The following is a 22,377-nucleotide window of genomic DNA, read 5'->3' as shown; positions in this document are numbered from 1 at the left end:
TCTATTCCTATTGATTATATTGAAATTCTTTCGAATATTCAGACTCCCCAAGCAAGTTTTGCAGGATAAATTCAGTCATCATTGCGGGATGTGTCATATGGGACTGTTGATACATTGATGCTTTGTACCAATAATGAATGCATTCTTCCCAAGTAAACCCCATTCCGCCATGCAGCTGAATAGCATCTTCACATACCTTCTTATAAATATCTGTAGTAAAAAGGCGGCTTGAAATAGCATTTAATAAGGTTTCATTGGGACTCTTCCCATTTTGAGATGCCACATACACACTATAACTGCGGGCTTTTTCAATTGCTATATGCAAATCTGCAATCATGTGCTTTACTGCTTGAAAGGAGCCCACAGGAACACCAAATTGTTTCCTTTCTTTAACATAATTAACCGTTCTATTCAGAACTTCATTTGCTCCGCCGATCATTTCGCCATTTAAGCATAATAGATAATCTGTGAGTTGGTTATTTAATAATTCTTGATGGTTGCTGTCAGTTCCTTCGATAAAATCATCCTTATTTAGCCAAACTCCATCTAGCACCAAAGTCCCCTGAGGTTTGGACAAATCGGTAGATTGCTCCGGAATTATGTTAACACCATCATTTTTGATATTTATTAGAACAGCTGATATACGTCCGCCGTTATTTTTAAAAGGGACTAAAATAACTTCTGTATGCTGTAAAAACTGTATGTGCTTAATCTCGCCGGTTAAATGGATTTTATCGCTTTCTTCATTTAAAATATTGATTTCAGGCCAATTAAATTCAACCTTAGTTTGTGACTTTTCAAGCTTAGGTAAAGCAGTTGTTATGAGTTTTTCTCCGGAAATAACCATATTTAATAATTCCTGGTGCTGGTTTGTTAATTTCAATTGACTTAGTAATGGGACGATAAAACCGGCTACCAAAGAATAGGGACCAGGAAAAAGTTTCTCCCCAACCGATTCGGATAGGTACATTAAATCAAGGGGGCCAACATCTTCTAAGGTTTGCCATTCACCTTTCGCCAGCACTCCCAACCATCCATTCTCCGCTAGCTTTTTCCAAGCATCTTTAGAAAACCCATCTTTCTTCTCAACAACTTCACTAAAAACTTCAATAGGCATTTCTTTTTTTAACAATGAATGAAGAGCCTGTTTTAACATTTGCTGCTGCTCAGAGAATCGATATTCCATTTTATCTACCTCCTTTCGAGCTAGGCAATCCCAATGATTTGGCGATAATATTTTTTTGTATTTGTGTTGTTCCGGCATAAATGGTTTCAGCTCTAGATAAAAGGAATTTTTCCATCCAAACTTGATGATCACCTTTTAATAAGGATTCTTCTCCTAATAATTCCACACCTACATTAAGTAAATCCTGATGGCTTTCACTCCAAACTAATTTAGCTATAGCCGGCAAAGCACCAGTATCTTCTCCTTGTGCAATTAAAGCAATATTTCGTAAACAAACACTTTTTAATATTTCACAGGATAAATAGCATTGAACCAATTTATTTTGCATCATCGGACTATTTGCCGGAGAACTCCCAGCTTGTATTTGCTCTTGAAACAATGTAACAAGCTGCTGGAATTCTTGCTGCATTTTTAAGGAACGTTGAGCAAAGTGGATCCCGCGCTCATGTGCAAGAGCATAGTTCGCCATTTCCCAGCCATTGTTTATCTCCCCAACTAAATCAATTTTGGGAACAATTGCATCATCCAAGAAAATTTCGGCAAGTTCTGATTCGCCAGCAATATTTTTAATCGGCTGAACAGTCACGCCAGGCTGATCCAAATCCAGGATCATCATACTTACCCCTTTGTATCTTGATTCAGCTGTACGAACTAAGATATAACATTTATTCGCATAGGGACCATAAGATGTCCACACTTTTTGCCCATTTAACACATAATGATCTCCATTATCTTTCGCCTTTGTTTGAAGGCCTGCCAAATCTGAACCCGCATTGGGCTCTGAGAAGCCCTGACACCAAATATCTTCGTGATTAAGCATTCGGGGAAGATAATACTTCTTTTGATCCTCTGTTCCATAACGGATTAAAGTCATCCCAAATATACCAATACCATTTGAATTCAATACTTCAGGGGCATTTATTCGAACCAATTCTTCTATATATACTAATTGTTGTTCAATAGTAAGACCCAGACCTCCATATTCCTTTGGCCAGGCTGGTGCTACCCATCCTCCCAGACCTAACATTTTCCCCCACTCTTTACGCCTTTGAACCCACTTTTCCCCTGTTACCTCATGATTCCACTCTTTTGGAAAATTTGTCTCTAACCAACTTCGAAAAGAGTCTCGAAAGTTCTCAGCTTCGTGTGAATAATGAAAGTTCATGCTTTTTCCTCCCTTACTGTACAATTTTTGAAGGTAATATAGCTTCAAAAGTACCAGACACTTTAACTTCACCTTCATCGTTCATCGCAACTACTTCACTTACGATTTGATTGTTTTCCTTCTTTTCTAATACCTTTCCTGTAACATGAATCCGTTCACCAGGAAAAGTCATTTTACGAAAGCGAATTTGCAGAGAATTAACATATTTGCGGGGAATCCAGCTGGTTACGCCTTGTGCAGCCATTCCCATTACTAACATTCCATGGGCTATTATGCCGGTTCCTGCCTTTTCACCTACTTCTTCAACCGTATGGAGAGGGTTAAAATCTCCTGAAGCACCAGCATACTTTACTAATTGAACACGGGAAATCGGGTCCTTTGAAATTTTCGGAAAATGGTCTCCAACATTCAAATCTTCGTAGTATTTCCACATGATTATCACATCCAAAATGTTTTTTAATGCCGTTCAATTGTTACATTTCTAGAGCGGGCTACCAGTTCGTTAAACTGATTTCTGTATTCAAATTCCAAAGTTACCAGGTTCATGCCCCCAGAGGATCCTTGCTTGACTTTAACATCAGCAACCTTACCTGAAACAGTAAGTTTATCACCCGCATATATTGTTTTTAGAAATTGGTAGCCTTGTTCCCCATGTAAAATTTTTACTGGATTTAAATTTAGCATTTGGCATTTTTGTTCAAAACTATATCCTCCCCATAAATCAATCACTTGGAGGTAGGTCAATGGAATTGGTATTCCTTCATAGCCTTCTTTTCTTGCTGCTTCCTCATCGTAATAGATAGGATTGGGATCACCAATTGCAGCGGAAAATTCCCTTATTTTTCCTTTTTCGACTGAATACGTATAAGGAGCAAGCTCTAAACCCATTAAATCTTTGATAGCACTCAGTTTGGTTCACCTGCTTTTCTATTAAATTATCGAACAGTTATACAATATTTTTTATTTTCAATATTCTGAATTTATCTATTGAAAAATTTAATCTGTTTTAAAACTCAAACTATTTTTAATGCGATGTTTTTTTGCTATTTCAATGAACTTAAATATAAAAAATTTACATAAATCTTCCACCCGTTACTTCAAGCACATTCCCTGTCATGTAGTCGGAATAATCGGAGCTAAGGAAAAGAACAGCTTTAGCAATATCTAAAGGTTCGCCAACCCTCTGCATAGGTATCTCGGCAATTTTAAGCTGTCGAACTTTTTCTGGAACTGCACGAGTCATGTCCGTATCAATAAATCCTGGCTGGACAGCGTTTACATTAACTTGGAATTTAGCAAGCTCTTTCGCTGCAGCCTTTGTCATACCAACAATACCAGCTTTTGCTCCAGCGTAATTTACTTGACCCATATTTCCAACTTTCCCTGCAATGGAAGAAATATTTACAATCTTCCCTTTTTGCTTTTGCCTCATATGGACCGTAGCTGCCTGCATACATAGAAAAGTACCTTTCATATGAACATCCAACACCTGTTCAAACTGTTCTTCCGTCATTTTATGTAGCATAGCATCTCTAGTAATCCCCGCATTATTTACTAAAATATCAATACCACCAAAATGATCAATTGCAGCTTGGATTAATCCTTGAGCACTTTCTTTTTCGGAAACATCAACTTTCTGTGCAAATCCTTTTGAGCCTATCTCTTCTATTTCACGGGCGACCTGTTCTGCTGAATCTAAGTTTAAATCTCCAACAACAACATTTGCACCGTGCTTGGCATAAAACAGCGAAATTTCTCTTCCAATTCCCTGTCCAGCTCCAGTTACTACTGCAACTTTTCCTTCCAGATTCATTAAAAAATCACTCCATTCCATATTTTATAAAGAAAATTAAAAGAAAGATGCTTATAAAACTTATTGGTAAGGGCTTACATTTATTCTAATTAAATTTTATATAAGAAAAAAGTTTTTGTCAATGAAAAATTAGAAAATTTAGATTAGTAAGAATCTATTTGCGATCTATCATTTTTTTGTTAGTCTTTTGTTTACGAAGGATCATAAGAATAGATCTGCATGGTTCCAAACGTGAATTTACAAGAAGATCTATAGAAAATTTATAAAATAAAAATTCTCCTTAAACTTTGGATGTGGCAAAAACTTTTGCTGATCCAAAATAATAAGGAGAATAAGTAATTTAATTAATATGTACTTTTTTTAGGAATTTATTTAGTCAATAGTTTTATTGCGGGAAGTACCCGCCTAATTTCATACTGATTTCGGTTGCTACACCTTTGATTTTTTCCCCCATTTTTTCAATATCCTGATCCTTTAGCTGTGCAGTCATACCGATAATCGCAATGGCCATTTCCACACTCTCCCCATTATTAAAAATTGGAGCTGAAACACCAACGATACCCTCAATATACTCACCAAATGTGGTAGCATATCCACTTTTCCTTATAGTGGGCAACTCTTTTTTTAATTCAATAATTTCTTGTTCACTTAGCTTTCGCAGTCCATCATTCATGCGTAATAACTCATCAGATTCCTCTTCATCCATATAAGCTAATAAACATTTACCATAAGCACCATCTACAACTGAAAAATGTCTGCCCACGGAAACATTAATACCAAATTCTTCACCTTCAACTTTAGCCAATATCGTGGAACGTTTTTTCCCAATTCTATTTACAAGAAATGTAGTAAGACCAGTTTGTTCAGAAAGTCCTTCCAAATAAGGGAGAATTACCGAAATATCAAACAAATTTTCTTTTGCCCTTTCTCCTAACACAACTAAATAGGGTCCCAGACTATACCGTTTAGACCCTTTATCATAACGAACAATAGAAAGCTCTTCTAACTTTTGAAGGATACGATAACATGTTGTAGGAGTAAGAGAAGTAGCTTTTGCAATTTCTGTTAAATTACTTTTATTAAATTTTTTACGGCTTAACAGCGTCAAAATTTTGAAAGCGCTATCAACTGCTGGGACATTGTATTTTCTTTTTCCTTTGCTTTCCGCTTCACTTAACTTATTTTCCATTGACTTTCCTCCTGACAAAGTTGTTGTGAATTAACAAATTTGGTAAATTTAAAGCAGAAGTGGCTATAAAAAAGCAAGGTTATAATATATCACTTACAATTATTTTATATACAAAAAAGTTTTTCGTCAACAAAAAAATAATCATTCTAAATATTAAAATATTTATAAAGTGTGGGCATACTCTCTTAAAATTTTGTCTCTGTTAAACTGGCCTGTTGATTTCCACTCCAGGCGCTCAGCGAACCGCGGGCGGTCCGGGAGCCTCCTCGGCTACTTGCGCCTGTGGGGTCTCCCTTTGACTCGCTTCTCCCGCTGGAGTCTCGCGCCTTCCATTCCAATCATCAGGGTGCCCATATCAACAATAAGTTTTAACAGAGCCAGAATTTTTACTAGTTAAATCTAAACCCTCTAGAACACTTTATAAGTTAATTTAAAGGTTAATTTAAAAAAGAGGGTGTCCCAAAAGCATAACTTTCGGGCACCCTCTTTTTTTCCTCTATAAAATTGGCCTGTTGATTTCCGCTCCAGGGACTCAGCAAACGCGGGCGGTCCGGGAGCCTCCTCGGTGCATTCGCACCTGCGGGGTCTCCCGCTGACTCGACTTTGAATAAGCTTCCACGAGTAAACACCGCACGAAGGAAATGCGTATGCATTTCCAAGGATCTCGCCCCTTCCACTCCAATCAACAGGGTGCAAAAACCTATTGAGACAGCCTCTATAATATAACATAAATTTACCATTTATAACGGATATGAAATTTATTTGCTTTACACAATGGATTAAACCTTTATTTCAACACCCGCCATTCCCTCTATAAATTGGGTAATCGCCGTATGATCCATCTCACCTCCGCCCTGAGACTTTGCATACTGCCATAATTGATAAACGGCACTGGAAATAAATGCAGGCACCTCTGCTCCTTCAGCTATACCATTGGCAATAGTGAGATCCTTACACATTAAATCAATTGTAAAGCCCACATCAAATTTTCTCGATAATACTTGCTGAGGAAATTTGATTTCACTCGAGTGGCTTCTTCCACTGCTCGTATTAATCACTTCTAACATCTTGGCAGGATTAAGACCTAACTTTGTCCCAATGGCCAGGACTTCTGCAGTAGCCGCTAGTGTAGTAGCACAAAGCATATTGTTTAGTGCTTTTATTGTATGGCCTGCTCCTAATTCTCCAACATGTGTCACATTAAACCCGATATCGCTTAATAAATGATAGGCATCTAAGAAAACAGACTCGTCACCCCCAACCATAATGGCCAGAGTTCCATCTTCGGCTTTCTTAACACCCCCGCTTACTGGTGCATCAAGCATATGGATATCATATTTCCGCAGCTCACTGCCGATTTCTTTGGTGATTTCCGGGACGGAACTTGTCATATCAATTAAGGTGCTTCCTTCTGAGAATCCGGATAACAGCCCACTGGGACCTAGAGTTACGCTTTTAACTATTTGGGCATTGGGCAGCACAGTAATAACATAGTCATTGTTCCTTGCCAGCTCAGAGGGTGATTCATATATAATAGCGCCAAGTTCTGCAAAGGATTGTGACAATCCCCGATCTAGATCATAAACAGATAGTTTGTATCCTTTTTTTATTAAATGACGGGCAATTCGTCCACCCAGATTTCCTAATCCAATTAATCCAACCTTCATTAACATCACCGCTCCCATTTATCACGGAAGTGTCTTAGTCAGGCACTGAGCTAAAAATCTAAATCAGGATGTAGATATGAATTTTTTTTGGTTTACTGGCTATCTACAAACTTCTCCAATATAGCCAGAGCCCGCTTTTCCTTCCTTTTTAAGCTATCAAGTATGTTTTTTAGATCCTTTTCTTTTAAGCCAGCCATTATTTCGCTGTATTCCCTGATGGAATGCTCCATACTGGTTGGATAGGAAAGAGAAATATATCGAAATGGAATTAACTGGCCATTAATTCTCATATATAAATCTTCTAAAACTGTGTTTCCTGAGAAGACAAAGAAATCCTTTTGAAGCTCTTCCAGCAGGTCAAAGCATTGCTTAACCTTATTGCCTTCAAGTGTTTCCTCCATTTTAATGATTAAATTTTCAATTTTTTTTAGCTGTTCGTCAGTTCGCGAATCCATCAGTTTAGTTAAGGCTATTTCTAATAACCTGTAAACAACCTCATAAAGATCAAGCAACTCTTTTTTTGTTCTTTTTTTCACAAAGACGCCTTTTCGGGGTACCCGTTCAACAATTCCGTCCTTTTCCAATATAAATAATGCTTCACGTATTGGCGCTCTGCTGGTGCCGAATTCTTTCGTCAATTCTAATTCCAATAACCTGTCACCGGGTTTAAGGGCACCCTCTGAAATTTTAATAGCAATCTCTTCAGAGATTCGTTGTGATAATGTTGTATTTTCAAAACTCATTGTATAATTTTCCTCACTTATGACAATATGATTCCGGGAAGTTACAAACTATCCCATTTCTACGTAAATCATACCATCTTTAACTTCCACAGGGTAGGTCTTTACTTTTCTATTACTTATGCCAAAAAGTGCTTCCCCTGTTTCCAGACTAAACTCCCATCCATGCCATGGACATCTCAACACTTTTCCTTCAAGCCCAAACTCAAACTGGGAGGGCTTACTCGGAAGCATAGTTCCACAGACTGCCCCCTCACATATTGGTGCCAGTTTATGAGGACAAACATTTCTTACTGCATATACTTCCCCGTCTTCAAAAAAGATTCCAATTGATGTTCCATTTATTTCTGTAATTAGAGCCTTTCCTGCTGGGATATGGCTGAGTTCACCAATGCAAAATGCCATTCTTTTTTACCTCCCTCTTATCTAGTAATTTCTAATTTATTTAAATTAAATAGTTCAGCAGCATTATCATAAAATATTCGCTGCTTTACAGGCTCTGGCAGGGTGGTAAAAGTGTTGTCAGGAAAATCATTATCCCAGTGAGGATAGTCAGTACTAAAAATCAATGTTTTTTCAGCGTGCATCATTTCGAAAATTTGCATAAGATATTTGCCTTTCTCAGGTTCCTCTACTGGTTGAGAAGTAAAGCGGACATGGTCTAACAAATATTTGCTAGGTTCTTTTTCCAGCCATGGTACTTCCTTTCTAAAATTACGCCAGTTTTGATCCATTCTCCACATTACAGAGGGAACCCAACTGTAACCAAACTCTGCTGCTAAAACTTTGAGTTTAGGGAATCGAACAAATACTCCTTCGAAGACCATACTTACCAAATTACCATATGCGATCTGCGGAAAATCTGTATGCCTCTCAATATAGCTTGACGGTACTCCTCCTGCCATAGAAACACTTGTTGAAAAGCCGCCTTCAGTTCCCGTAGGATGAATAAGTATTGGTAATCCAAGCTCTTCAGCTGCTTCATAAATAGGATAATAATAGCTGTTCCCCATCAATATATTAAATAATGGCATAAAGACGGCAACTACTCCCCTTTCATGACCTATACGCCTAATTTCTTCTGCAGCTTTTAAGGGATCGTGAACGGCTATACACATCGCCAATTTATAACGCGAGTCTAATGTCAGCCATTCATTTAAAAAATAATCATTAAATGCCCGCGCCAAGGCGGTGGCTTCAATTGGATTGGGATATACAACTATTTTTCCCGCCTGTACTGAAGTTAAAATTGCATGTTCAATATTGTAACGGTTCAATAAAACTTCACGCATATAGATTGGATCCGATCCACCAGCACCTCCACCTGGCGGTGTTGCGTCTAGTCTGATGGAGGTGGATTTTTCCAATGGGGGACGAAGTGGGTGGTCAGGTAGTGTCAAACGGCCATCGAACACTTTTTGCATTGATTTACTTAAATAAGGGAGCAGGCCTTTAATATCTCCGTTAATCCAAGGATGGACATCGGCATCGATAATTTTGTTCACTTTATTTGCTTCCATTTTGTAACCTCCTAAATAAATACCACATCCATTAAAAATATATTGTCGACAATATATTGATTAGATGAACTTTTTTCTCAAGTTACTTGGTAAGGATTGTTTAATAAAATTCACCGGGTGAATTAGTTTCTTCTATTATATAGTTTGTGATTTTAAGAATTATGGTTTAAATGCGTTACTACAATATGATTCTAATGCCATTATTCCGATTTCATCACGCGCAAACGTATTAATTAGCGAAACTGTAGTCGGCTTCAAAGGAATTCCATCAACTTCCCTTTTTTTCTTTAATTCAAATTCGATTTCCCCTGGCAAATATATTCTTTCATGTCCTTTTGCTGTCGGAGATTCCCGTAAGGTACGGCTTAAATAGGCAACTCTTTTCTGGAAGTTATCACCATTTCCAAACCTGTTTATATCTATTGCTCCAAATACATGTCCGCATCCCCAGGCAGCCTGTTCATGGTTTTGCAGTTCACTTTCAGCAGGCCCTTTAGAAATTCCTCCAACTTCAAAAGAAAATAGCGCTCCGGTTAATGCCGCAGATAAAATCTCGTTAATAACAGCTATGCCATAGCCTTTATACCCTCCAAAAGGCAATACAGTTCCTTCGACTGCTTCACGCGGGTCTGTTGTAGGTTCTCCATCTTTTGTGATGGCCCAGCCTTCAGGCAATGTTTCATTTTCCCGCGCCATCATTCTGATTCTTCCTCTAGCAGATACACTGCAGGCCATATCCAATACAATTGGAGGTTCATCACCGGCCGGTATAGCATAAGAAAATGGATTATTGCTTAGAAGTGCATCCTTTCCACCCCAAGGAGCCATAACGGCAGGGCCATTTGTCGTGCAAAAACCAATTTGATGTTGGTGCAGTGCTTTCATTGTATAATAGGCAGCAGGCCCAAAGTGGCTGCTATTTTTTACACCTGCTATTCCTATCCCATATTTTTTTGCACGCTTGATAGCTGCATCCATTGCTATATCAGAAGCCAGAACTCCCAGACTCCCTTGCCCGTCAATAACTGTAATTGGTCCTTCGTCTATATCTTCATGTGTGACTTCCAACTCAAGGTGCCCCTTTAAAAAGCCTCTTGCCCACCGAGGCAAATTTTGAACTCCGTGAGAGTGAACCCCTCTTAAATCAGCATCTACTAAAACGTCACTAACCAACGATGCGTTGGCTTTATTTAACCCCACTTTCATAAATGCGTCATATGCAAATTTTCGGAGCGCTTCTGCACTTATGGTAATCATTGTATTCCCCCTTTTTAATCTGGGCTCAAACTTTCCTAGAATCATATTTGTCATTAATAATTGGGATTTCGTTTTTTTCAAGTGCAATACCCATATTAAAAATTTCATATGGCGTTTTGCCTTGAAGCAGCAGCCCTTTTATTTCTTTTTCTCGTTCAGCTCTTTTTTGGGCTTTCTGTAAAACTTCTTCAGCTTGTTCAAGAGGTATAACGACAGCTCCATCATCATCGGCAACTATGATGTCGCCAGGGTTGACCAAAACTCCTCCACAAACCGCTGGTACATTTATTCCCCCGATTTTTTCAACACTGCTGGTTTTTGAGGAAATTGATTTTGCCCAAACTGGAAATTGGTTATCAAGTATGGCTTTAACGTCTCTTACAGCTCCATCAGCTATTACACCGGAGATTTTTCTGCCTATTCCAGCGAGTGTCGCCATTTCTCCCCAAAGAGCATTATATGAATGAGTTCCCAGGAATGCAGTAACTAATATATCTCCCGGTTGAGTAAGAGATAATCCAAGGTGCATTGATAAGTTATCCCCGGGTGTATTAATAGCGGTAACAGCGGATCCAGCAATTATCTGTCCTTTGCAGATAGGTGTAATGGAAGGATCCATTAGTGTTTCTTCAACCATTGACTCGTATATCGTGGAGACACCCAGTTCTTTAAATTGTGCAATGAGGCTTGGGTTTGCCCGTTCTATTTGAGAGTAAATTTTGCCGAAATTGGACATTGACATTTTTCCCCCTTTTTTTACCCTGTTATTTGCTTATTGCATGCTCACTTTTCCGTGAAGAACTAGTACCTTTCCAGTGTATAAGACACATTATCACAAAAAAGCTTATACCAATTACATCTGTTATGTGACCTGGGAATAGCAATAATATTGCCGCTGTAAACGCTATTATTCTTTCAGTTATGTTAGCCTTGTTTATCAAAATCCCCATAGTGCCTACCGCTAAAATAACGACACCAGCAAGGGCTGTAGCAACACTTAAAATAATGTCTATCGGCTCTCCTTTCATTAAAAGAACCGGATCAAGAACAAACATAAACGGAATGATGAAAGCAGTTAAACCAATTTTCAAGCTATATATTGCTGTTTTCACCCAATCTCCTTTAGATATTCCGCAAGCAACGTATATCGCTGCACAAACCGGTGGAGTAATGGCAGATAATACAGCAAAATAAAGTAAAAACATATGTGCAGCGATACCTTCAATACCTAGGTTTATCAATGCTGACCCGACAACAGAAGCTGATAGTACGTAGGCAGCCGGAGTAGGAGCTCCCATTCCTAAGATGATCGTAATAACCATTGCCAAAATTAAAGCCAAAAAGAGATTTCCTTGACTGAAGGACATGGTCACTAAAGAAAACTTCACTCCCAGTCCGCTTGTGTTAATTGTTGTCACTAGAGTCTGTGCTGCCGCTATTAGCATTACTATGGTCACCATGCTTTTTGCTCCGCTATCCAATCCGGAAATAATCCTTTTAATCGCTTCTTTAAATTCCTTTTTTGTTCTAACATTGCATATAAAATATAAAACGATTGTACCAATATACATTGTATATCCAGCTTTTCCTGCCGTGTATCCTGAAAATAACAATGCTACTAACAATATCAATGGAACAAATAAAGGAATAAATGTTCTCCAATTAAATGCTTGTTTCCAAGTCGGAATCTCTTCATCGGATAGACCAGTTAAATTATTTGCCCGAGCATAAAAATAGATTGATATCATAATAGAAACAAAAAATAATAAAGCTGGTATCAATGCTGCAATCATAACATCCACGTAATTAAGAGCCAGTAATTCTGCCATAAGAAAAGCACTGGCACCCATAACAGGAGGCATGATTTGTCCGCCGGATGATGCGACTGATTCAACTGCCCCAGCAAAGTTTTTGTTGTAGCCAAGTCTTTTCATGAGAGGAATGGTGAAATTGCCTGTTGTAGCCACATTTGCAACAGTGCTTCCGTTAACGGAACCAAATAATGCACTTGTAACTGTGGCAAGTTGGGCAGCGCCGCCTCGCCACTTACCTGTTAACTTAGAACCTAAATCAAAAATTGTATTCCCTAGACCTAAACTAAGAATTAAAGATCCATACAAAACGAAAATCACCAAGATATTTGCAGAAATAGACATTAATTGTCCCCATATTCTCTGTGTGCCCAATAAAAAGGTTTGCATTAGCCTTTCATAACCAATCCCAGCATGTCTCCATATTCCAGGAAAATAGGGGCCGAGGACAGCATATGTAATCCCGGAGATGACTAAAAAAGGAATAAACCAGCCTAGTACTCTTCTGGCGCCTTCGAGAACAATAATTAACAGAATCGTTGCCATAATAATATCTGTAGTGTTATAAACTCCATGCTGTTCAATTATTCTTGGATAAATGGAAATAACATATACAGTAACAATACAAGCTAATAGAATGAATAAGAGATCGAGCCTCAAAAGCCATTTGTTGTTTTTTAACTTAGAGGAACCTGAAAAAATAAGAAAACAGATAATAGTTGCACCAATTAAATGGAGAGAACGCTGAATAATGCCTGGGAAAGTCCCAAATCCCATCGTATAGATATGGAAAAGAGCCCATATTAGTCCTATTACACCGACAAACACGAGATATTTTTTTGAAAGATTACGGCTATTCATTTTTATCTCGGATTCATCTTCAGTAAATAATTCCTCTAATTGTTTTATTAATTTTGACATAATAAACCTCCTTCCATAATGACTTCCCTTGTAGAAAACCTCTTTTCTACAAGGGAAGAAAGGGACTATTTAGATAATTAGTTAACCTCTTTATATTCTGGCGGGATTAACTTGTCCGGAACTTCATAACCATTTTCCTTTAAAAATTGGACAGTTCCGGCATGGAGAGGAATTGCTGAACCAAGCGTAAGTTCTGGTATATCAACATCAGCAGCTGCAGAGAATGAATTCAGCCATATTTTTTTACCTTCTTCAGACCACATAGCTTCCCACATTTTATATCCAGTCTCTTGGGAGACAGAGCTATCCAGAAGAATACTCATCGTAAATTGTACTGTTTGAATATCCTCCTCAACTCCTTCATAGGAACCTGCAGGGATCGTATTTGTTCCAATATAAGGCAATTTCTCAGTTATGCTTTTGATTTGATCTTCTGTTAAACCAAGCAGTTTAATTTTTTGCTCTGCTGCTGTTTTTTGAACATAAGAATCGGGAGGAGTTCCTGTCTTAGTTAAACCAACAATCCTGCGGTCGGCAAAAGCAGCTTGTGCATCTGACATGCTGCCAGCATAAGATTTAGGCTGAATACCGAGTGTTTCAAACACAGCAGTTGTCACTTTTTCAGTGGATGTTCCTGATCCGCCAAAAGAAAAGTCTTTTCCATTTAAGTCCTCAAGACTATTCACGTTAGCTGAATCTGAGACAATAAAGTTAAATGGTGATGGTACAAAATACCACAAGGCCCGGATATCTTCATTTTTTATATCCTTAAAATCCCCTTCACCGAAATAAGTTTGGTAGTCACTTGGAGAAGTCCCCAAAGCCATTTTTCCTTCGCCTTTACTCAATCGCTGCATATTATCACTTGATCCGCCAGTTTCAACTACTGATACTTGAATTTCCGGATTTAATGTACTTATTGCATTTGCAATACCTACATTGTAGCCATAATAGGAAGACGAACTATCTGTAGCAAATAAGCTAATAATTTCGCCCTTTCCATTGCCATTTTCTCCATCAACATTTGCAGAACAAGCAACTAGTAGCCCCGTCAAGAATATCCCAATCATACCTTTTAATAATTTCATATAGCTATGTCCCTCCTTAGTCAATGAATCTTTAATAAAATTGTAAAGAAGTTTTGCATTCCTCCCCTCTAAAGAAAAAACTGATGCATTTATTTGATTAAAGTTATTCTCTTTTTTGCTGTAAAAAAATTAATTAATATTTTTGAAGCGTTTACAAACTTATTTAAAAGAGAGCTGAAATACAAAAAGGGAAAGTTGAAAGGCAAATCCTAGAGGCTAAAAAAGCAAAAAATATATTGTCGACAATATTTAATTCAAAAATGATATTATCACATATTTCAAATATTGTAAATATTACAAATATATTTATTATATTTATAATGTCAATAGTATTATCAGCATTTTTAGACTTTAAGAAAAAGCAAAAAAAAGACCGAATAAAAAATTTATTCGATCCCAATTTTTTAATTTTGTACGAATATCCCATACTTCTGGCATTTCCTTGTCAATGTAGATGCGTCAACCCCAAGTTTTTTGGCTGCTTCTCTTAGACTTGAGCTTTGTTTTAACATGTCTTCAATAATATCCCGCTCAATAATTTGCATTTTTTCTTTTAAAGTATAGGTATCCTTACTGACTTTATCTGCAGCTATGTTTGACGGGAGGTCTTTAACTGTAATCGAGTTTTCATCTGTCATGATAAAGATTCGTTCGATCACATTTTCAAGTTCACGGACATTCCCTGGCCAATGATAACTTTCAAGTATTTTTAATACGTCTGTAGATATTGTTTTGAGTGTACCATACCGGGAGGATAGTTTTTCTGTTGTCTTTATGATAAAAGGGATAATATCTTCTTTTCTTTCCCGTAGTGGAGGAAGAGTAATTGGAAGTACATTTATTCGGTAGAATAAATCCTCTCTGAACTCTCCCTTTTCCATCATTTCTTTTAATGGACGGTTAGTGGCACATATGAGACGGAAACTTACCTTCTTGGATTTTGTGCTTCCAAGCCGTGTTACTTCAAAATCCTGCAGCACCCTTAATAATTTTACCTGCAGCTTCAAGGGCAGCTCACCTACTTCATCCAAAAATAAGCTTCCATTTTCCGCAACCTCAATTAGTCCGGGCTTTCCTTTATCACTTGCTCCTGTAAAAGCCCCCTTTACATAGCCAAAAAGTTCAGATTCTAATAAATCACCTGGAATGGCCCCGCAGTTTACCTTAATAAAAGGGCTATCTCCCCCACTGCTTGTCTCATGTATAAGCCTTGCTAAAACTTCTTTGCCTGTACCAGATTCCCCCAATAATAAAACAGGAGAATCAGCTTTGGAAACTTTCGGTATCAAATTAAGTATTTGCTTCATTTGCGGGCTATTTCCAACAATTTTTTCACTTTTAATATGTTCTTTATATAAGCTGAGCTCTCTTAGATACCTTTCAGATCTTTCCTCGGCATCATTTAATTGATTTTCAAGCTGATTTAACTCAGATAAGTCTCTTGCTGTGATGACAATTCTAAAAAGCTTCCTGTCTTTATATACAGGTGTACCTGTAACTAAAACGTTTTTTCCGCTTCTGAACGTTTGAATTAATGAAACTACCTTTCGATCTCTCTTAACAATAACAGCTACAGCTTTAGAAATCGTTCCGTTCTTTTCTAGTTCAATACTTGTCTTGCCGATTAACTCATCTTCAGTAAGTCCAGTAATTCTTGTATAGGCAGAATTTAACCTGACACATCTCAGGTCAGAATCACAAATATAAATTCCTTCCTGACATGCATGGATTGCTGCTTCTAGTTCAAGACAGTCTTCAAAATTATTATGATGCTTAATCTGTTCAGTCTCGATCATCACCGTTTAAAGCTCCCTTCTGCTGCAAAAGAGAAATTGGTACTGCGGAAAAAGTAAAGGGAAACATAGAATAGATTCAAACTTATTAAAATAGAATTTATATTCAGTTAATTATCTATTTATTATATCAAAGAGAATATAGGAAGTCAGTGGGTTTTTGGCACGTGTCTTGCATATTTCAGACGACATTGAAATTTTATTTACCTTTTTGAATTTAGAAGCCAACTATTGATAGTTTGATATTTCAATCAGATTTCCGTCAGGGTCCCTAATATAAATTGAAATAATATTACCCATTGCCCCAGTTCTTTCTACAGGGCCTTCTTCAATTTTAACATTGCAGCTCCGTATATGTTCTGCTGCCTCATGTATATTTACATTGGCAATGAAGCACAAATCTCCTGAGCCTGGCACTGGATTACGGGCCTTGGGTTCAAACTCTCTGCCTTTTTGGTGCAAGTTAATCTTTTGGCTGCCAAATTTTAAAGCTTTTCTGCCTTCCCCAAAAGTTATAACCTCCATTCCTAATACATCATTGTAAAATAAGCAAGACCGGTCAATGCTTTCCACTGTCAAAACAAAATGGTCCAATGAATCGATTTTCAAGAGATCTCCACCTTTATGTTTTTTAACAAAAAACAAAACCCCGAAAATCACTCAAAGGTTTTGTCTAATTGCCGGCTATAAGGTTATTGTCTGGTATGCTGATCATTAAATTGCTGTTTCCCTAATTGGTACCAATCTGCTCCATTGCTATCAATGATAACTACAGCCGGAAAATCTTCTACAGTTAATTTATAAATGGCTTCAGGCCCTAAATCCTCATAGGCGATGACTTCCATCGTTTTGATGGAGCGGGTGATTAAAGCTCCGGATCCGCCAATTGCAGCAAAATATACAGCTTTGTTTTTCTTCATACTATCAATTACTTCCTGACTGCGATATCCTTTGCCTATCATCCCTTTCAGTCCCCGATCAAGCAGCGATGGTGTATACTTATCCATTCTTCCGCTCGTAGTTGGACCGGCTGATCCTATAATCTGCCCTGGTTTAGCTGGGGTTGGGCCAACATAATAGATGGTTTGCCCCTTTATATCGAAAGGAAGGTCTTCGCCTTTTTCAAGGGCTTCTGACATTCTTTTATGGGCAGCATCTCTTGCGGTATAAATAGTTCCGCTGATCAGCACACGCTCGCCTGCTTCTAAATTTTTCAAAATATTTTCTTCAATAGGGCTGGTAACTTTCGTCGCTGACAACTGAATTCCTCCTACAGTCTGACCTCTTTATGCCTGCTTGCATGGCAGTTTAAGTTTATTGCTACTGGCAATGCCGCAATGTGGCAAGGTTCTATCTCAATTTTTACATCAAGGGCAGTTGTATTTCCTCCCATGCCCTGCGGCCCAATGCCAAGTTTATTGATTTCTTCCATCAATTCATTTTCCAACTGGGCAAGCTCAGGACGTTCACTGCGGTGGCCAATAGGCCTGAATAATGATTTTTTGGCTAAATAAGCGCATCTTTCAAAATTGCCTCCAATCCCAACTCCGACAACCAAAGGAGGACAAGCATTCGGACCAGCTTTTGCAACCGTATCGAGGATATATTCCTTTATGCCCTCAAGTCCATCTGATGGTTTCAGCATCTTCAAGCTGCTCATATTTTCACTTCCGCCACCCTTTGCGGACATGTGAATAATCATTTCATCACCTGTAATCATTTCAATATGGATTATGGATGGAGTGTTATAACCTTTGCTTTTTTCCCGAGAAATAGGATGATCAACAATAGAATGCCTTAAATAGCCTTCTTCATATCCTTTTTTGACTCCTTCATTTATCGCATCGTAAATGCTGCCGCCGGAAATATGGCATTCCTGGCCAATTTCCACTATAAATACCGAAACGCCAGTGTCCTGACACATAGGAACCCGCTCGCTTTTTGCTATATCTGCGTTCTGGATCAGCTGCTCCAATATGTCTTTGCCAGTTTCAGATTTTTCAGTTTTCAAGGCATTTTGAAAAGCCTCAACGACGTCCTGGCCTAAGTCAAAATTTGCTTCCTGGCACATCTTTGCTACTTGTTCAACAATCTCTCCATAAGTAATGATTTTCATGTAACCTTCCCCCTTTTCCATCATTAAGGCATTTCAGCTTTTGAAGCTGCAGGAGTAAATTGGATGCTTGTTTTGTAAATTCTATTTTTGCCTTCCCATTCCTTCTTTTCTTCCTTGATATCCTGAAGTTTATGGGCTCCGCGGCTCTCTTTTCTTACTGATGCAGCAAAAGCAGATGCCCATGCCGATCGAACTTTGTCACGAAGCTGGAGAGCGTGAATGTTGTTTTCATTCTCCAAATTTATTGCGATAAGGTTTAATTCATCAGCAGCTTCTTTCAAGGAAAGGGAGGTCCTTTCAATCCCCACTTTTTGCCACATAACTTTTTTTACTTTTTTAATGGTTTCAGATTCATCGATATTTGAACAGTTATTTTTCAATTCATCTATTCTGAAATCCATAATGTCCGAAATGTCCCCCATTGATTTCTCCTGTACAGCCATCTTTCCCGTACGGTGGCCAAAAACAAGTGATTCTGTTAAGGAACCTCCGCCTAAACGATTAGCCCCATGAAGTCCTCCTGTCACTTCTCCGCATGCATAGAGACCTGGAACATTGGTCCTTCCCCATTCATCTGTTTGCACACCTCCCATGCAATAATGCTGTACAGGACTCATAATCCACTCACCCGGATGCCCTTTTTGATACAGACGATACAGACATGGACTGTCATGCTGAAGTACATCATCTGCCACTCCAGAAAAATCTATCAGTACTTTATTTTCTTTAAACATTGCATAACTGAGTGTGTCTCTTGTTTCAAGCTCTTTTTTTGGATACCTTCCCATAAACCGTTCGTGTTGATCGTTTACAAGAAAAGCGCCTTTCGCAAAAACCTTTGTCATGACATCGATATTTGCGGGATACTGCAAACGGTACGGATAAAATTGCACAAACTCCATATCAACAAGAATAGCCCCATGCCTCCATGCCATGCCGATTCCTTCCCCGGAAACATCCCTTGGGTTATCCGAAGATTGATAGAGTCCTCCAAAACCGCCTGTTGCCAAAATAACGGCTGGTGAATAAATAATATGAAACTCCTTGCCTTTTTGGATCAGTGCACCTTTTACTTCATTATTATCTTTTAATAAGTCAACCACTGCAGATTGTTCATGAAAATCAATTCCTATTTCCATCGCATAATCACGCATTGGTTTTGTAATATTTTTTCCAAGGCCTGTTCCTGCATAAACTCTCCTTGGATAGGAATGGCCGGGAGTAATTACCACTTTTTCCCTCTCCAGGCTGATTCCAAATTTGCTTTCTAATTCATTCACTCTGACCGTACATTCTTCAGCTAAAGCTCTTGCTAACCTTTTATCTGATAAATGCCTGCCGCCTTCTACTATATCCTGTAAAAACTGTTCCGGAGAATCTCCAGGAGAAAAGATGGCTGAATGCACACTATCAGAAATAACTGAGGATCCCCCAACCCCTGCTTTTCCCTTCGTGACCAAAGCCACAGATGCTCCCTCTTCTTTAGCGGAAATGGCAGCAGCCAAAGCTGCCTGCCCCCCGCCAATTACCATTACGTCATATTGATCATATTGAAGCTTACTCATCTCTTTAGCCAGCTCCTTAATGCATAGCGATTTGCATCCTTATTTAATTCTGCAATAGCTGTTGTTAACGGTATCTCTTTAGGGCAGACCTGAACACAATTTTGGGAGTTCCCGCAGTTTGCTATCCCTTCCTCGCTGACTATGACTTCTAATCTATGATTCTTCTGCTGCGCTCCCGTTGGATGCATGTTAAAGTATTTTGTCTGGCCTAAAGCCTGCGGCCCAATAAAGGGAGAACCGCTATTTACATTGGGACAAGCCTCCAGGCAGCACCCGCAGGTCATACAGGTGGAATACTTGTATGCTTCCTGTTGATCATCCGATGAAATCAGCGGACCAGCTCCCATAGGATAAGTTCCATCAATCGGAATCCATCCTTTAATTTTCTTGAGGGCACTAAACATTCTATCTCTGTTCACAACGAGATCCTTTTCAACAGGAAATGTCTCCATAGGCTCCAAAACAATCGGCTGTTCCAGGCGATCAACCAATGTCGAACACGCTTGCCGGACTTTTCCATTTATTTTCATGCTGCATGCACCGCAGACTTCTTCCAGGCAATTATACTCCCAAGCTACTGATCTGACTTTTTCTCCCTGTGCGTTAACTGGATTTTTCTGTATCTCCATTAACGCAGAAATAACATTCATATTTTTCCGGAAAGGGATGTTAAATTCCTCCCAGTAAAATGCATCATCTTCAGCATCTTTGCGCTTGATTCTCAGCTTAATATCAGCAGCTGCCATTTTATCACCTTCCTTTCTATGATTTCGATGGTTCTTCTTTTTTCCCTGAAGTGACAATGTCATATCTTCTTGGTCTTGGAGCTATATATTTAAGATCTACCGGCTCATAAGATAGGCTTGGACCGAAGGGTGTATAAGTGGCAATCGTTGTTTTTAGCCAATTTTCATCATCTCTTTCCGGAAATTCGGGTTTATAATGCGCTCCCCTGCTTTCATTCCTGTTAAGAGCTCCAACCGTAATAACCCTTGCAAGCTCAAGCATATTTTTAAGCTGTCGGACAAACGGAACGGTTCTGTTATGCCATCTGGATGTATCATCTATTCCGATGTTCTTAAAGCGTTCCTGAAGTTCCTGAAGCTTCTCATCTGTTTGTTGGAGCCGGTCGTTATACCTAACAACAGTTACGTTGTCCACCATCCAATCACTCATCTCGACATGAAGCTGGTATGGATTTTCACTGCCGTTCATCTTATAGATCTTTTCAAACTCCTCTTCTTGCTTTTTCTGTTCTTTTTCATAAAGGGATGATGGGAGGTCTTCACAGGACTTTTCAAGCCTATTTACATAGCTGACTACATTCGGGCCAGTCACCATTCCGCCATATATCGCTGAAACTAATGAATTGGCTCCAAGCCGATTTCCTCCATGATATTGGTAATCACATTCACCACAAGCAAAAAGGCCAGGAATATTGGTCATTTGGTCATAGTCAACCCAAAGTCCTCCCATTGAATAATGCATGGCCGGGAAGATTTTCATTGGCAGCTTTCTTGGGTCATCTCCCACAAACTTTTCATAGATATCAAGAATCCCTCCCAGCTTACGCTGCAATAATTCTGCAGATAGATGGGAAAGATCAAGGTAAACCATATTCTCCCCGTTGATTCCAAGTTTGAGGTCGACACAAACATGAAAAATTTCCCGTGTTGCAATATCCCTTGGTACCAGGTTTCCGTAAGCCGGATACTTTTCTTCGAGGAAGTACCATGGTTTACCGTCACGATAGACCCAGACTCTTCCCCCCTCACCTCGTGCTGACTCTGACATTAACCTGAGCTTATCGTCGCCCGGGATAGCTGTTGGATGGATTTGTATGAATTCTCCATTTGCGTACCTGGCTCCTTGCTGGTATGCAATACTATGTGCGCTCCCGGTATTTATAATGGAATTGGTGCTTTTGCGAAATATGTTTCCGATTCCTCCGGAAGCTAAGATTACAGCATCTGATTTGAAAGTTTGAATTTCCATTGATTTCAAATTTTGGGCTGAAATTCCTCGGCATCTTCCTTCATCATCTTTAATAAGAGATACCAATTCCCAATACTCATATTTCTCTACCAAACCTTCTGCCTCATACCTTCGAACCTGCTCATCAAGCGCATACAGAATCTGCTGTCCTGTTGTTGACCCTGCAAAGGCTGTACGGGAATATTTAGCTCCGCCAAGCCTCCTGAAATCAATATGCCCTTCTTCCGTCCGGTTGAATTGAACGCCCATTCTGGCCAGTAAATAAATGATGTCCGGTGCAGCCTCGCACATCGCTTTTACAGGCGGCTGATTCGCTAAAAAATCGCCGCCATAAATCGTATCATCGAAGTGTTCCCATACAGAATCCCCTTCTCCCTTTGTATTGACGGCCCCATTAATGCCCCCCTGGGCACACACTGAGTGGGAACGGCGAACCGGGACAAGGGAAAACAATTTCACTTTCTTTTTTGCTTCTGCTATTTTAATAGCGGCCATTAATCCGGCTAAACCGCCGCCAATCACGATAATTTCCTGATTTTTCATAAGATCCC

The 22,377-nt window shown here is 39.0% G+C and carries 21 protein-coding genes; all 21 read right to left on the bottom strand.

Annotated elements, in window-relative coordinates; all coding sequences use genetic code 11:
* Positions 1 to 7: 7 nt before the first annotated feature.
* Complete coding sequence (locus tag IQ19_RS13890; RefSeq protein ID WP_277875344.1) at positions 8 to 1,186, bottom strand: acyl-CoA dehydrogenase family protein; 1,179 nt, start codon at positions 1,184 to 1,186, stop codon at positions 8 to 10.
* 1 nt (position 1,187) lies between these two features.
* Positions 1,188 to 2,351, bottom strand: a complete 1,164-nt coding sequence (locus IQ19_RS13885) for an acyl-CoA dehydrogenase family protein (RefSeq protein ID WP_158638796.1) — start codon at positions 2,349 to 2,351, stop codon at positions 1,188 to 1,190.
* A gap of 13 nt (positions 2,352 to 2,364) precedes the next feature.
* Complete coding sequence (locus IQ19_RS13880; protein ID WP_144542994.1) at positions 2,365 to 2,784, bottom strand: MaoC family dehydratase; 420 nt, start codon at positions 2,782 to 2,784, stop codon at positions 2,365 to 2,367.
* Positions 2,785 to 2,807: 23 nt separating this feature from the next.
* Positions 2,808 to 3,239: a MaoC family dehydratase N-terminal domain-containing protein gene (locus IQ19_RS13875; RefSeq protein WP_242021000.1), complete on the bottom strand. Its 432-nt coding sequence runs from the start codon at positions 3,237 to 3,239 to the stop codon at positions 2,808 to 2,810.
* Positions 3,240 to 3,423: 184 nt separating this feature from the next.
* A complete protein-coding gene (gene fabG / locus IQ19_RS13870) occupies positions 3,424 to 4,164 on the bottom strand; it encodes a 3-oxoacyl-ACP reductase FabG (protein WP_144542992.1) in 741 nt (246 codons plus the stop codon).
* 385 nt (positions 4,165 to 4,549) lie between these two features.
* Complete coding sequence (locus IQ19_RS13865; RefSeq protein WP_144542991.1) at positions 4,550 to 5,353, bottom strand: IclR family transcriptional regulator; 804 nt, start codon at positions 5,351 to 5,353, stop codon at positions 4,550 to 4,552.
* Between the two features lie 779 nt (positions 5,354 to 6,132).
* Positions 6,133 to 7,020: an NAD(P)-dependent oxidoreductase gene (locus IQ19_RS13860; protein WP_158638794.1), complete on the bottom strand. Its 888-nt coding sequence runs from the start codon at positions 7,018 to 7,020 to the stop codon at positions 6,133 to 6,135.
* Between the two features lie 92 nt (positions 7,021 to 7,112).
* Positions 7,113 to 7,763: a GntR family transcriptional regulator gene (locus IQ19_RS13855; protein WP_144542989.1), complete on the bottom strand. Its 651-nt coding sequence runs from the start codon at positions 7,761 to 7,763 to the stop codon at positions 7,113 to 7,115.
* Between the two features lie 48 nt (positions 7,764 to 7,811).
* Positions 7,812 to 8,165, bottom strand: a complete 354-nt coding sequence (locus IQ19_RS13850; protein WP_144542988.1) for a Rieske (2Fe-2S) protein — start codon at positions 8,163 to 8,165, stop codon at positions 7,812 to 7,814.
* 17 nt (positions 8,166 to 8,182) lie between these two features.
* Positions 8,183 to 9,280: an amidohydrolase family protein gene (locus tag IQ19_RS13845; protein ID WP_144542987.1), complete on the bottom strand. Its 1,098-nt coding sequence runs from the start codon at positions 9,278 to 9,280 to the stop codon at positions 8,183 to 8,185.
* 159 nt (positions 9,281 to 9,439) lie between these two features.
* A complete protein-coding gene (locus IQ19_RS13840) occupies positions 9,440 to 10,537 on the bottom strand; it encodes an Ldh family oxidoreductase (RefSeq protein WP_158638792.1) in 1,098 nt (365 codons plus the stop codon).
* Positions 10,538 to 10,562: 25 nt separating this feature from the next.
* The gene (locus tag IQ19_RS13835) at positions 10,563 to 11,279 is read right to left on the bottom strand and encodes a 4-carboxy-4-hydroxy-2-oxoadipate aldolase/oxaloacetate decarboxylase (protein WP_144542985.1); all 717 of its coding nucleotides are present in this window, start codon (positions 11,277 to 11,279) and stop codon (positions 10,563 to 10,565) included.
* A 22-nt stretch (positions 11,280 to 11,301) separates the two neighbouring features.
* Positions 11,302 to 13,269 carry a TRAP transporter permease gene (locus IQ19_RS13830; RefSeq protein WP_144542984.1) on the bottom strand — a complete coding sequence of 656 codons (1,968 nt, stop codon included), beginning with the start codon at positions 13,267 to 13,269 and terminating at the stop codon, positions 11,302 to 11,304.
* Positions 13,270 to 13,346: 77 nt separating this feature from the next.
* A complete protein-coding gene (locus tag IQ19_RS13825) occupies positions 13,347 to 14,357 on the bottom strand; it encodes a TAXI family TRAP transporter solute-binding subunit (protein WP_144542983.1) in 1,011 nt (336 codons plus the stop codon).
* Between the two features lie 404 nt (positions 14,358 to 14,761).
* Entirely contained in the window at positions 14,762 to 16,153 is a 1,392-nt protein-coding gene (locus tag IQ19_RS13820) for a sigma-54 interaction domain-containing protein (RefSeq protein WP_242021006.1), read from the bottom strand.
* A 225-nt stretch (positions 16,154 to 16,378) separates the two neighbouring features.
* Complete coding sequence (locus IQ19_RS13815) at positions 16,379 to 16,759, bottom strand: VOC family protein (protein WP_144542981.1); 381 nt, start codon at positions 16,757 to 16,759, stop codon at positions 16,379 to 16,381.
* 83 nt (positions 16,760 to 16,842) lie between these two features.
* Positions 16,843 to 17,409, bottom strand: a complete 567-nt coding sequence (locus IQ19_RS13810; RefSeq protein WP_144542980.1) for a Fe-S-containing hydro-lyase — start codon at positions 17,407 to 17,409, stop codon at positions 16,843 to 16,845.
* A gap of 11 nt (positions 17,410 to 17,420) precedes the next feature.
* Complete coding sequence (locus IQ19_RS13805) at positions 17,421 to 18,266, bottom strand: fumarate hydratase (protein ID WP_144542979.1); 846 nt, start codon at positions 18,264 to 18,266, stop codon at positions 17,421 to 17,423.
* A gap of 23 nt (positions 18,267 to 18,289) precedes the next feature.
* Positions 18,290 to 19,831, bottom strand: a complete 1,542-nt coding sequence (locus IQ19_RS13800; RefSeq protein ID WP_144542978.1) for an FAD-binding protein — start codon at positions 19,829 to 19,831, stop codon at positions 18,290 to 18,292.
* Positions 19,828 to 20,577 (bottom strand): succinate dehydrogenase iron-sulfur subunit, encoded by a 750-nt coding sequence (sdhB, locus tag IQ19_RS13795; RefSeq protein WP_144542977.1) that lies wholly within the window; start codon positions 20,575 to 20,577, stop codon positions 19,828 to 19,830. The genes IQ19_RS13800 and sdhB overlap by 4 nt, the downstream gene beginning before the upstream one ends.
* A 16-nt stretch (positions 20,578 to 20,593) precedes the next feature.
* Positions 20,594 to 22,369 carry a succinate dehydrogenase flavoprotein subunit gene (gene sdhA, locus IQ19_RS13790; protein ID WP_144542976.1) on the bottom strand — a complete coding sequence of 592 codons (1,776 nt, stop codon included), beginning with the start codon at positions 22,367 to 22,369 and terminating at the stop codon, positions 20,594 to 20,596.
* Positions 22,370 to 22,377 lie beyond the last annotated feature (8 nt).

The organism is Cytobacillus oceanisediminis (genome assembly GCF_007830235.1).
Taxonomy (GTDB): domain Bacteria; phylum Bacillota; class Bacilli; order Bacillales; family Cytobacillaceae; genus Cytobacillus; species Cytobacillus oceanisediminis.
This window is presented reverse-complemented; position numbering and strand designations above follow the sequence as displayed.